This window comes from Pseudomonas sp. NFACC13-1 (genome assembly GCF_900104425.1).
Taxonomy (GTDB): Bacteria; Pseudomonadota; Gammaproteobacteria; order Pseudomonadales; family Pseudomonadaceae; genus Aquipseudomonas; species Aquipseudomonas fluorescens_AA.
This window is the reverse complement of the sequence record NZ_FMXV01000003.1, coordinates 366,608-379,304: the sequence shown is the minus strand read 5'-3', so window position 1 is coordinate 379,304 and position 12,697 is coordinate 366,608. Positions and strand designations below refer to the sequence as shown.

The window sequence follows — 12,697 nt, the reverse complement described above, 5'->3', positions numbered from 1 at the left end:
TGCCGATTTGCGGCGTCACCAGAGTCTCAGGCGGTGTAAAAGCTTACCCATAGGCAAAGGCGGAATCTCTTTCGCTTCTTTATCCCTAATCGAAGTCGGGTCGACTCCCGGTAAGCGTCCGGACTTTGCGTCGTGTAGTGTTTGGTTGAATAAAATACGGTGATCAGGTGCACTGTAGAATAGGGCGTTTGTAGCGAGTTGCTCTGCTGCGATCTTGCTTTCAACGTGATTTTGAAAGTTAATTTCCGAGTAATTACGTATCGCTTTCTCGTTTTTTATTCTCAACTGTTGGAACTTGGCTTCGTTGTAATTGGTTAGCTTGGAAAAGGCTAGCTCTTGAAGCGTCGGATTCTTGGGGGTTTGTATCTTTTTTTCGACTTCAAATGTGCGAACTAATTGATTGTCGGAGTTAAATATTTGTCTGGTTGTGGTCGTTTTTAATATGTCATGGCTTTGCTTGCCTATGATGCGTTTCACGACATTTGTATCAATGGTTGTGAATTGCGCCGGGCGCGGAGTCCTGCCAGATATTCCTCCTGCAAATAAGCCAGCCCTCCCGTTCCGATCTATCCTGTTTATCGGGTCGCCAGTACAATACGCATAAGCGTTCACACCACCGACGCCAAACGGACTCAAACGATCCGGGCTATTAAACCGCATCAACACCGGGTTAAAAGCCCGATAACCATTTCCCAGCAAATAATGCCCCGTCACCGAGTCTGCTCTTTCTCCGTTGAAACCGAGCAGGCTCAGCAGGCCGCCGCCAGCAGGGCGATGGCCATAGGGTGAATAGGCGAAGGACTGCGATTTGTTGGCGGCGAGGGCCTGTAATACCGAGCGATGTTGATCGGTCGCCACCAGCGTTGCTTGTCTTATGTTGCCCAAGGTTTCGGTCAGGGCCAGCAGGTGCTCATCGTGCTGAACAATTGATCGGTTGATGGCGCCTTCGATTTCCGTAGCCAGGCGGGACTTACAATAAAAGCGCTGGACAGGCGCATGAGTTGACACGGATTGGCCGGTGAGGCGATCTAAGGGGTCATAACTGTAAACGCAGAGACGCGTGGCTGGCATGATCGACACTCCGTTCGGATGAGGTCCAAGAGGATTGTCGGGGCTCGACGTAGGAAAGGGAACTGGCAGAACTGTTAGTGGTATTTGCTGCATTCTGCCGATTGCGCCGGATTTGCGGCGTGATTCCTGAGTCCGGCCGATAGCCAAAAAGATCGCTCTTGGGTCGTATGCCCCTGCACCTGTTAGTTCTGACAGTAGACGGACCTCTCCCCTGGTCATCTAATTTGGGATATCTCCATTGACTTCATCTGTGCTGTCGAGTGAGGCGAAGCGCGGCGGGCAATATCGGCAACAACGCTGCGTTGTTCCGTCTCTTCATCAATCCCAATGATTGCCAGAACACTTGGTCAAGTGGCGAGCTGCAAAGGCGCTATGGCAAGCCTGAATTTGAAATCTTTGATTCGCGCTTGCGCATGAACGCGCGCACAGACTTTCGATGGGAAGATCCCAAGCGGATGATCGAAATCGCCGATTTGCCGATCATTTGGTTCCAGTGGGCCCTGGGACTGATGGAGGGACATGACGTTTCGCCTGATTCGCCGCCCTCTGATACAGAGGCGCCTGCGACGAAAGTCGTTGGCATGTATCCCAGTGACGAACTGGTTGGTATCGGAGAAGGGCTTCAGATCTTCAAGGGCATGGTTATGTCCGGGGCTCAACGCTGAATTTTGGTCGAATTCTGCAGGAACAGATGCTTATAGCGTAGTGATCGGCATGGTGGGTGGGGCGTCAGCCTCTGACAGGCGCCACTGCGCCATCGCGAGCAAGCTTTGCTCCTACAGCCTGCGTGCAACGCTTCTATTCCAGCCTCCCGCGAAAGTTGGAAGGCTTCTTGCAATACCCCGTCTGCGTCCCCTCTGGGCGTCAAAAGTTTGCTTCACAGGAACGGGGAAAATCGGTGGATCGCTCACAGTTACTCAGCACCGCGCGCAGCAATGTCGTAGACCTCAGCCGGGGTAATCTGGGCGTGCCGCTGTTGCTGCTGGTCATGCTTGCCATGATGATGCTGCCGGTGCCGCCGTTCCTGCTGGACGTGTTCTTCACGTTCAACATCGCCCTGTCGATCGTCGTGCTGCTGGTGTGCGTCTACGCCCTGCGGCCGCTGGATTTCGCCGTCTTCCCGACCATCCTGCTGGTGGCCACGCTGTTGCGCCTGGCGCTGAACGTGGCGTCCACCCGCGTGGTGATGCTCCACGGCCAGGACGGGCACGCCGCCGCCGGTAAGGTGATCCAGGCCTTCGGTGAGGTGGTGATCGGCGGTAACTACGTGGTCGGTATCGTGGTCTTCGCCATCTTGATGATCATCAACTTCGTCGTGGTGACCAAGGGTGCCGGGCGGATTTCCGAGGTGAGCGCGCGTTTCACCCTCGATGCGATGCCCGGCAAGCAGATGGCAATCGACGCCGACCTCAACGCCGGTCTCATCGACCAGAGCCAGGCCAAGCTGCGTCGCCTGGAAGTGGCCCAGGAAGCCGAGTTCTACGGTTCCATGGACGGTGCCAGCAAATTCGTGCGCGGTGACGCCATCGCCGGCCTGTTGATTCTGTTCATCAACCTGATCGGCGGCATGGCTGTCGGCATCTTCCAGCACAACATGTCGTTTGGCGACGCCGGCAGGGTCTACGCCTTGTTGACGATTGGTGACGGTTTGGTGGCGCAATTGCCATCACTGTTGTTATCCACAGCGGCCGCGATCATGGTGACCCGTGCTTCGGGCTCCGAAGACATGGGCAAGCAGATCGGTCGGCAGATGTTCGCCTCGCCCAAGGCCCTGGCCGTTGCCGCTGGCCTGATGGCCGTGATGGGCCTGGTGCCGGGGATGCCGCACATTTCCTTCCTGACCATGGCCGCCGCCGCCGCGGGTGGTGCCTACCTGTTCTGGAAGAAGCAGAACGCGCAGAAAGTCCAGGCCCTGCAAGAGGTCAAGCGCCAGCAGGAGCTGCTGCCGTCGCCGGCCCGCGCCATGGAAACCAAGGAACTGGGCTGGGATGACGTGACGCCTATCGACATGATCGGCCTGGAAGTCGGCTATCGCCTGATTCCCTTGGTCGACCGTAACCAGGGTGGTCAGTTACTGGCGCGGATCAAGGGCGTGCGCAAGAAGCTCTCCCAGGACCTGGGCTTCCTGATGCCCACCGTACATATTCGCGACAACCTCGACCTGGCGCCGAGCGCCTATCGCCTGACCTTGATGGGGGTGATCCTGGCCGAAGCCGAGATCTACCCCGACCGCGAATTGGCGATCAACCCGGGCCAGGTCTACGGCAGCCTCAACGGCATCACCGCCAAGGATCCGGCTTTCGGCCTGGAAGCGGTGTGGATCGAAATCAGCCAGCGGGCCCAGGCCCAGTCCCTCGGTTATACCGTGGTGGACGCCAGTACCGTGGTGGCGACCCACTTGAACCAGATCCTGTACAAGCACTCCAGCGAGCTGATTGGCCACGAAGAAGTCCAGCAACTCCTGCAGGTGCTGGCCAAAGGCTCGCCGAAACTGGCTGAGGAGCTGGTGCCGGGCGTGGTTTCGTTGTCGCAGTTGCTCAAGGTGCTGCAGGCGCTGCTGGCCGAACAAGTGCCCGTGCGCGACATACGCAGTATCGCCGAGGCCATCGCCAACAACGCCTCCAAGAGTCAAGATACCGCCGCCTTGGTGGCTGCGGTTCGGGTCGGCGTGTCCCGCGCAATCGTCCAAAGCATTGTAGGCACTGAGTCTGAGCTGCCTGTGATCACCTTGGAGCCAAGGTTGGAACAGATATTGCTCAATAGTCTGCAGAAGGCAGGACAAGGCTCGGAAGAGGGTGTTCTGCTGGAGCCAAGCATGGCCGAGAAGCTGCAGCGTTCGCTGATCGAAGCAGCCCAGCGGCAGGAGATGCAAGGCCAACCGGTGATCCTGCTGGTGGCCGGTCCGATTCGCGCGATGCTCTCGCGATTCGGTCGCCTCGCGGTCCCGGGGCTGCATGTGCTGGCGTATCAGGAAATACCGGACAACAAGCAAGTGACCATCGTTGCGACAGTAGGGCCCAACGGCTGAGGTAGTGGTTTATGCAAGTGAAGCGTTTTTTCGCCGCCGACATGCGTCAGGCCATGAAACTGGTTCGTGACGAGCTGGGCGCTGAAGCAGCCATCATTGGCAACCGTCGTATCGCCGGCGGTGTCGAGCTGACGGCGGCCCTGGATTACAAACTGTCTGCGCTGGCCCCGCGGGTTCCGAACATGGAACTCGAAGACGAGCTGCGCAAGACCCAATCGCGCATCGCCAGCGCCCAGGCCGAACTGAGCCTGCGCAGCAGCGAAGGCGAGGGTGCCCCGGGCACCAATCGTCAATTGTTCGCCGGTCAGCCGCTGACCGCCGGCCTGCCGTTGACCGCTGCCGAGCCGCTGATCGAGCAGGCCCAGGCCCAACCGCGTCGTCCGGAGCCGGCACCCGCCGCGCCTGCCCGTGGGCTCGACCCGCGCGCCCTGGACTCGATGCGCTTCGAACTCAACAGCCTGCGCGAGCTGATGGAAGTCCAACTCGGCTCCCTGGCCTGGAACCAACTGCAAGGCAGCCGTCCGGCCCAGGCCAACCTGTGGCGTCGCCTGCAACGCATCGGCTTGTCCGGGCCGCTGTCCCGGGACCTGCTGGCGCTGATCAATGGTATCGAAGAGCCTCGCCAGGCCTGGCGCATGTTGCTGGCGCACCTGGCACGGATGATCGCCACGCCGGAAGTCGAGCCGCTGGAGGAGGGCGGGGTGATTGCCATGGTCGGTCCTGCCGGCATGGGCAAGACCACCACCCTGGCCAAGCTCGCCGCCCGCTACGTACTCAAATACGGCGCCCAGAGCATCGCCCTGGTGAGCATGGACAGTTTCCGCATCGGTGCCCAGGAACAACTCAAGACCCTGGGCCGGATCCTCAATGTGTCGGTGACCCATGTGGATCCGGGCCAATCCCTGGCCCAGGCGCTGGAGCCGCTGCTGCGCAAGCGCGTCGTGCTGATCGATACCGCGGGCCTGCAAGCCAGCGATCCGGCCCTGCGCATGCAGCTCGAAAGCCTGGCCGGACGCGGTATCAAGTCAAAAAATTATCTCGTGTTGGCAACCACCAGCCAGAAACAGGTTCTAACCGCCGCATACCACAGCTACAAGCGCTGCGGACTGGCTGGCTGCATCCTGACCAAGCTGGACGAAACGGCAAGCCTGGGCGAGGTGTTGAGCCTGGCGATCGGTCATGAACTGCCGGTGGCCTACCTGACCGATGGGCCGCGGATCCCGGATGATTTGCATCTGCCGCGTCGTCATCAACTGGTCAGTCGTGCCGTGAGTGTGCAAATGCAGGAAGAACCCAGCGAAGAAGCCATGGCTGACATGTTCGCTGACATCTACCACAGCCCGACCAAGCAGGTCGGCTGAGGTAATCATGAATATTTTTTGTACCTACATCGATGGTCTGCCATGCATTGTTCCTTATGCGAACGCGCAGCCAGTAATGTGGCCTCCGTCTAAGAAGACAAGGTAAAGAACGAACATGGGCAGCATGCATCCCGTACAGGTGATCGCGGTGACCGGCGGCAAAGGTGGCGTCGGGAAGACTAACGTGTCAGTGAACTTGTCCCTGGCTCTGGCAGAGCTTGGCCGACGGGTCATGCTGCTGGACGCCGACCTGGGCCTGGCGAACGTCGACGTGCTGCTGGGGCTCACCCCCAAACGCACCCTGGCGGACGTGATCGAGGGCCGTTGCGAACTGCGCGACGTGCTGTTGCAGGGGCCGGGCGGGATTCGCATCGTGCCGGCTGCCTCCGGCACCCAGAGCATGGTTCACCTGACCCCGGCCCAGCACGCGGGCCTGATCCAGGCTTTCAGCGACATCGGCGACAACCTCGATGTGCTGGTGATCGACACCGCGGCCGGCATCGGCGACTCGGTCGTCAGTTTCGTCCGCGCCGCCCAGGAAGTGCTGCTGGTGGTCTGCGACGAACCGACGTCCATCACCGACGCCTACGCCCTGATCAAACTGCTGAACCGCGACTATGGCATGAACCGCTTCCGCGTCCTGGCCAACATGGCCCAGAGCCCGCAGGAAGGGCGCAACCTGTTCGCCAAGTTGACCAAGGTCACCGATCGCTTCCTGGACGTCGCCCTACAATACGTCGGCGCCGTGCCGTACGACGAAAGCGTACGCAAGGCCGTCCAGAAGCAACGTGCCGTTTATGAAGCTTTTCCACGTTCCAAATGCGCGCTGGCGTTCAAGGCGATCGCCCAGAAGGTCGATACCTGGCCACTGCCGGCCAACCCCCGCGGGCATCTGGAATTTTTCGTCGAGCGTCTTGTGCAACAAACAGCAGGGCCCGTGCTATGACAGCCAGCGGTTACAACCATCTCTATAAAAAATCGGCACGGGACGCCCAATACGAATTGATCGAGCGTTATGCGCCACTGGTCAAGCGTATTGCCTACCACTTGCTGGCGCGGTTGCCGGCCAGTGTCCAGGTCGAGGACTTGATCCAGGCCGGCATGATCGGCCTGCTTGAAGTGTCGAACAAATACGACGCCAGCAAAGGCGCCAGTTTCGAGACCTATGCCGGTATTCGCATCCGCGGGGCGATGCTCGATGAAGTCCGCAAGGGCGATTGGGCGCCGCGTTCGGTGCACCGCAATACCCGCATGGTCAGTGACGCAATTCGGGCAATTGAAGCGAAAACCGGGCGTGACGCTAAAGATCACGAAGTTGCGGCCGAACTCCAGTTGAGTCTCGACGATTATTACGGGATCTTGAACGATACCTTGGGCAGCCGCCTGTTCAGTTTCGACGACCTCTTGCAGGACGGCGAACACGAAGGGCTGCACGAGGATAACGCGAGCGCTCACATGGAGCCGTCGCGTGACCTGGAAGATGAACGTTTCCAGAGTGCGCTGGCGGATGCGATTGCCAATTTGCCGGAGCGTGAGCGGCTGGTCTTGGCGCTGTACTACGACGAAGAGCTGAACCTCAAGGAAATCGGTGAGGTCCTGGGGGTCAGCGAATCGCGGGTCAGCCAGTTACACAGCCAGTGCGCGGCCCGTTTGCGGGGGCGTTTGGGGGAGTGGCGAGCGCGTTGACAGGCAGTGTGGGGACACTGCGACGAGGCTGGCCTGGCGAGTGCTGCGCCAGTCTCCATCCGTTGTGCTCCAGACCGTTGTCGAGTGTTGTGCCGGATTGATTGAAATGGCGCGTCCAGGTGCTGGGCGCGTTTAAGACTGCTTGGAGGTCGAATTGGACAAGAACATGAAAATCCTCATCGTTGATGACTTCTCAACGATGCGGCGGATCATTAAAAACCTGTTGCGTGACCTTGGGTTCACCAACACGGCCGAAGCAGATGACGGGACCACTGCGCTCCCGATGTTGCACAGTGGCAACTTCGATTTTCTGGTCACCGACTGGAACATGCCGGGCATGACCGGTATCGACCTGCTGCGCCAGGTGCGTGCCGACGAAAAACTCAAGCACCTTCCGGTGTTGATGGTCACTGCCGAAGCCAAGCGCGAGCAGATCATCGAAGCGGCCCAGGCCGGTGTGAACGGCTATGTGGTCAAACCCTTCACGGCCCAGGCGTTGAAAGAGAAGATCGAAAAAATCTTCGAACGCATCGGTTAACGGCGCCACGGGGGAGCTATGGACAACGAATCTTCAATGGGCGATTTCGAATCGACCCTGAAAAAACATGCCCGCGAACTGGTCGACAGCCTTGAAAAAGGTCGCTTTGGCGATGCGGTTCAAATGATCCATGAGCTCAACCAGACCCGTGACCGCGGTCTGTATCAGGAAGTGGGCAAGCTCACGCGTGAACTGCACAGTGCGATTGTCAATTTCCAGATCGACCCGCACATGCCGCAGGCCGAGGAAGTCTCGCAGATCACCGACGCCACCGAGCGCCTGGGGTATGTGGTCAAGCTGACCGAAGCCGCGGCCAACCGCACCATGGACCTGGTGGAAAGCGCAACGCCGCTGGTCAATGGCCTGAGCGAAGAAGCCCAGGCCTTGAGCACCGACTGGGGCCGGTTCATGCGTCGTGAAGTCGGTGCTGAAGAGTTTCGGGAGCTGGCCCGACGGGTCGACGGTTTCCTGACGCGCAGCAGCACCGAGAACCGCGCCGTGGCAAGCAACCTCAACGACATTCTGCTGGCCCAGGACTATCAAGACCTGACCGGCCAGGTGATCAAGCGTGTGACCCAGTTGGTCACCGAAGTGGAAAGCAACCTGCTCAAACTGGTGTTGATGGCTAGCCAGGTCGACCGCTTTGCAGGCATCGAACACGACCGTGAAGCGATGCTTGCTGAAAAAGATCCACAAAAACATCTCTCTCAGGGTGAAGGTCCGCAAATTCATGCCGATAAAAGAGAAGACGTTATGTCCGGTCAGGACGATGTGGACGATTTGCTGTCCAGCCTTGGATTCTGAGTTTTAGCCCTGTTTTAGGAGCAGCCATTAATGAGCTTCGGCGCCGATGAAGAGATCCTTCAGGATTTCCTGGTTGAGGCCGGCGAGATTCTAGAGCAACTATCCGAACAGCTGGTCGAGCTGGAAAGCCGACCTGATGATGCGGATCTGCTCAATGCAATTTTTCGCGGTTTCCACACTGTAAAAGGAGGCGCCGGCTTCCTCCAGCTCAACGAGCTGGTGGAGTGCTGTCACATTGCCGAGAACGTGTTCGACATCCTGCGCAAGGGTGAGCGTCGCGTTGACTCGGAATTGATGGACGTGGTGCTCGAAGCGCTGGATGCGGTCAACAGCATGTTCAGCGAAGTGCGCGAGCGCTCGCCGATCACCCCTGCCACCCCCGAGTTGCTCGCCGCGCTGGCACGCCTGGCCGAGCCGCAATCGGCTGACGAAGCGGCACCGGTTGCCGAAGCGGTGGTTGAGGAGCCGGTCGCCGAAGAATCGGAAGACATCACCGATAACGAATTCGAACAACTGCTGGACTCCCTGAATACTGTCAAGGCCCAGGCCGAGGCGCCGGCCGCTCAGGTCGCTCCTGCTGCGCAAGCCGCCGGGGCTGGCAGCGATGAAATCACCGATGCCGAGTTCGAGTCGCTGCTCGACCAGCTTCACGGCAAAGGCCAGTTCGCGCCGGATGCGGTCGTCCCGCCGACGGCCCCGGCCGCCCCGAAAGCGGCGGGCGACAGCTCCGACATCACCGACGACGAATTCGAAGCGCTGCTCGACCAGTTGCATGGCAAGGGCACCTTTGCCGTTGACGCGCTGGATTCGGCCATCGCTTCGACGCCGACCCCGGCCAAGCCTACCGCCGCTGCCGCTGGCAGCGATCTGATCAGCGACCACGAATTCGAATCGCTGCTCGATGAGCTGCACGGCAAGGGCAAGTTCAGCGAAGTCGGTACGGCGTCTGCCGCGCCTGCCGCCACCGCGGCGGCACCGGCGGCCAAGGCTGCTGCACCCAAACCCGCCGCCAAGGCACCGGAACCCAAGGCCGAGCCCGCCAAGCCTGCCGCTGCCGCCGCGGCGCCAGCCCGTGCTCCGGCGGCTGCGCCAGCGGAAAAACCGGCCAGCGAAGCCGAGACCACCGTTCGGGTCGACACCGCACGCCTGGACGAGATCATGAACATGGTCGGCGAACTGGTGCTGGTGCGTAACCGTCTGGTGCGCCTGGGCCTCAACAGCCAGGACGAAGCCATGTCCAAGGCCGTGTCGAACCTCGACGTGGTCACGGCCGATTTGCAGACCGCGGTCATGAAGACCCGGATGCAGCCGATCAAGAAAGTCTTCGGGCGCTTCCCGCGCCTGGTTCGTGACCTGGCTCGCCAGCTCAAGAAAGAAATCAACCTGGAACTGGTGGGTGAAGAGACCGACCTCGACAAGAACCTTGTCGAGGCCCTGGCCGACCCGCTGGTCCACTTGGTGCGCAACGCGGTCGACCACGGCATCGAGTCGCCGGAAGAACGCGAAGCCTCGGGCAAGGTCCGCAGCGGCAAGGTGATCCTGGCCGCCGAGCAGGAAGGCGACCATATCCTGCTGTCGATCTCCGACGACGGCAAAGGCATGGACCCGAACGTGCTGCGTTCCATCGCGGTGAAACGCGGTGTAATGGACAAGGATGCCGCCGACCGCCTGAGCGACACCGAGTGCTACAACCTGATCTTCGCCCCGGGTTTCTCGACCAAGACCGAGATTTCCGACGTGTCGGGCCGTGGCGTGGGCATGGACGTGGTGAAAACCAAGATTTCCCAGCTCAACGGTTCGATCAACATCTACTCGACCAAGGGCCAGGGCTCGAAGATCGTCATCAAGGTCCCGTTGACCTTGGCGATCATGCCGACCCTGATGGTGATGCTGGGCAACCAGGCCTTCGCCTTCCCGCTGGTCAACGTCAACGAGATCTTCCACCTCGACCTGTCGCGCACCAACGTGGTCGACGGCCAGGAAGTGGTGATCGTACGGGACAAGGCATTGCCGCTGTTCTACCTCAAGCGCTGGCTGGTCAGTTCCGCGGCTCATGTGGAGCAGGGCGAGGGCCATGTGGTGATCCTTTCGGTGGGCACCCAGCGGATCGGCTTCGTCGTCGACCAGTTGGTGGGCCAGGAAGAAGTGGTCATCAAGCCGTTGGGCAAGATGCTACAGGGCACCCCGGGCATGTCCGGCGCCACCATCACCGGCGACGGCCGCATCGCGTTGATTCTCGATGTGCCAAGCATGCTCAAGCGTTACGCCGCCCGGCGTATTTGATTCTGGAGGGGGGCGGCCCAGGGCCGCGCCTCGTCTAACGGAGTGTTTATGGTAGTTAAAGTCCTGGTGGTGGACGATTCGGGGTTTTTCCGTCGCCGCGTCTCGGAAATTCTTTCGGCGGACACGAGTATTCAGGTCGTCGGTACCGCGACTAATGGCAAAGAGGCGATCGATCAGGCCCTGGCACTCAAGCCGGACGTGATTACCATGGACTACGAGATGCCGATGATGGACGGCATCACGGCCGTGCGGCATATCATGCAGCGCTGCCCGACCCCGGTCTTGATGTTCTCGTCCCTGACTCACGAAGGCGCCCGGGTAACCCTCGATGCGCTGGACGCCGGGGCGGTGGATTTCCTGCCGAAGAATTTCGAAGACATTTCGCGCAACCCCGACAAGGTCCGGCAGTTGCTGTGCGAAAAGGTCCACAGCATTTCCCGCAGCAATCGTCGTGTCGGTGCCTACAGCACACCGGCGCCAGCCCCGGTTGCGGCGCCAAGCCCCGCGCCATCGCCGACGGCATCGAGCAGCTTCAATCCGGCCCCGGTACGCAGCGCCCCGGCACCTGCGCCGACGCGTTCGGCACCTGCCAGTGCAACGTCGCCGGCACCCAAGCGCAAAGCCTACAAACTGGTGGCGATCGGTACGTCCACGGGCGGCCCGGTGGCGCTGCAACGGGTCCTGACCCAGTTGCCGGCCAACTTCCCGGCGCCCATCGTGCTGATCCAGCACATGCCGGCGGCGTTCACCAAAGCGTTTGCCGAGCGTCTGGACAAGCTGTGCAACATCAACGTCAAGGAAGCCGAGGATGGTGACATCTTGCGTCCGGGCCTGGCATTGCTGGCGCCGGGTGGCAAACAGATGATGATCGACGGCCGCGGTGCGGTGAAGATCCTGCCGGGCGATGAGCGCCTGAACTACAAGCCTTGCGTGGATATTACCTTCGGTTCCGCGGCCAAGTCCTACGGTGACAAAGTTCTGGCGGTGGTGCTCACCGGCATGGGCGCCGACGGTCGCGAAGGCGCACGGCTGCTCAAGCAGGGCGGCAGTGCGATCTGGGCCCAGGACGAAGCCAGCTGCGTGATCTACGGCATGCCGATGGCCATCGTCAAAGCCGATCTTGCCGACGCGGTGTACGGGTTGGACGACATCGGTAGACACCTGGTCGAGGCCTGCCTGTAATGGATGTGCTCAGCCTGATTGGCATCATCATGGCGTTCGTCGCCATCATTGGCGGCAATTATCTGGAAGGCGGTCATCTGGGCGCTTTGGCCAACGGCCCGGCGGCGTTGATCGTGCTGGGTGGCACCATTGGCGCGGCGCTGTTGCAGTCGCCCATGAGTGCTTTCAAGCGGGCCATGCAGGTACTGATCTGGATTCTGTTTCCGCCCCGTGTCGACCTGGCCGGTGGCATCGACCGCGTGGTGAACTGGAGCCTGACCGCTCGCAAGGAAGGCCTGCTGGGCCTGGAGGGGGTGGCCGATGCCGAACCCGACAGCTACTCACGCAAAGGCCTGCAATTGCTGGTGGACGGCGCCGAGCCGGAAGCCATCCGCAGCATCCTGGAGGTGGATTTCTACACCCAGGAAAGCCGTGACATCGAAGCGGCCAAAGTATTCGAAAGCATGGGCGGCTACGCGCCGACCATTGGCATCATTGGTGCGGTGATGGGCCTGATCCATGTGATGGGCAACCTGGCCGATCCATCGCAGCTGGGCAGTGGTATCGCCGTGGCGTTCGTCGCCACGATCTACGGCGTGGCCAGTGCCAACCTGGTGCTGCTGCCCATCGCGGCCAAACTCAAGTCCATCGCGTTGCGCCAGTCGCGTTATCGCGAAATGCTGCTGGAAGGGATCCTGTCGATCGCCGAAGGTGAAAATCCGCGTTCCATTGAGTTGAAGCTCCAGGGTTTCATGGACTGATGGG

General features: G+C 60.5%; 11 protein-coding genes. 10 read left to right on the top strand and 1 reads right to left on the bottom strand.

All coding sequences use genetic code 11. The annotated features are described in order from the left end of the window. Positions 1–15: 15 nt before the first annotated feature. Complete coding sequence (locus BLQ55_RS06415) at positions 16–1,071, bottom strand: RHS repeat-associated core domain-containing protein (protein WP_092252980.1); 1,056 nt, start codon at positions 1,069–1,071, stop codon at positions 16–18. Between the two features lie 302 nt (positions 1,072–1,373). Between BLQ55_RS06415 and BLQ55_RS06410 the strand changes: the two genes are divergently transcribed. The 10 genes from BLQ55_RS06410 to BLQ55_RS06365 all read left to right on the top strand — a co-directional run bounded on the left by BLQ55_RS06410 (position 1,374) and on the right by BLQ55_RS06365 (position 12,693). After that, complete coding sequence (locus tag BLQ55_RS06410; RefSeq protein WP_143011698.1) at positions 1,374–1,736, top strand: hypothetical protein; 363 nt, start codon at positions 1,374–1,376, stop codon at positions 1,734–1,736. Between the two features lie 233 nt (positions 1,737–1,969). Beyond that, positions 1,970–4,099 carry a flagellar biosynthesis protein FlhA gene (gene flhA, locus BLQ55_RS06405; RefSeq protein ID WP_092167453.1) on the top strand — a complete coding sequence of 710 codons (2,130 nt, stop codon included), beginning with the start codon at positions 1,970–1,972 and terminating at the stop codon, positions 4,097–4,099. A gap of 11 nt (positions 4,100–4,110) precedes the next feature. Further along, entirely contained in the window at positions 4,111–5,460 is a 1,350-nt protein-coding gene (flhF, locus tag BLQ55_RS06400; protein ID WP_092204554.1) for a flagellar biosynthesis GTPase FlhF, read from the top strand. 115 nt (positions 5,461–5,575) lie between these two features. Continuing rightward, a complete protein-coding gene (gene fleN, locus BLQ55_RS06395) occupies positions 5,576–6,406 on the top strand; it encodes a flagellar synthesis regulator FleN (protein WP_003184001.1) in 831 nt (276 codons plus the stop codon). Further along, positions 6,403–7,146 carry an RNA polymerase sigma factor FliA gene (gene fliA, locus BLQ55_RS06390; protein ID WP_014337177.1) on the top strand — a complete coding sequence of 248 codons (744 nt, stop codon included), beginning with the start codon at positions 6,403–6,405 and terminating at the stop codon, positions 7,144–7,146. The genes fleN and fliA overlap by 4 nt, the downstream gene beginning before the upstream one ends. A gap of 166 nt (positions 7,147–7,312) precedes the next feature. After that, positions 7,313–7,684, top strand: a complete 372-nt coding sequence (locus BLQ55_RS06385; RefSeq protein WP_003199125.1) for a chemotaxis response regulator CheY — start codon at positions 7,313–7,315, stop codon at positions 7,682–7,684. Between the two features lie 18 nt (positions 7,685–7,702). Continuing rightward, positions 7,703–8,488, top strand: coding sequence for a protein phosphatase CheZ (locus BLQ55_RS06380; protein ID WP_060738635.1), 786 nt, complete (start codon positions 7,703–7,705; stop codon positions 8,486–8,488). A 30-nt stretch (positions 8,489–8,518) separates the two neighbouring features. Beyond that, positions 8,519–10,771 (top strand): chemotaxis protein CheA, encoded by a 2,253-nt coding sequence (locus BLQ55_RS06375; RefSeq protein WP_092252976.1) that lies wholly within the window; start codon positions 8,519–8,521, stop codon positions 10,769–10,771. A 48-nt stretch (positions 10,772–10,819) separates the two neighbouring features. Beyond that, the gene (locus tag BLQ55_RS06370) at positions 10,820–11,953 is read left to right on the top strand and encodes a protein-glutamate methylesterase/protein-glutamine glutaminase (protein ID WP_092252974.1); all 1,134 of its coding nucleotides are present in this window, start codon (positions 10,820–10,822) and stop codon (positions 11,951–11,953) included. Continuing rightward, positions 11,953–12,693: a flagellar motor protein gene (locus BLQ55_RS06365; protein WP_003199135.1), complete on the top strand. Its 741-nt coding sequence runs from the start codon at positions 11,953–11,955 to the stop codon at positions 12,691–12,693. The genes BLQ55_RS06370 and BLQ55_RS06365 overlap by 1 nt, the downstream gene beginning before the upstream one ends. The last annotated feature ends 4 nt before the right edge of the window (positions 12,694–12,697 follow it).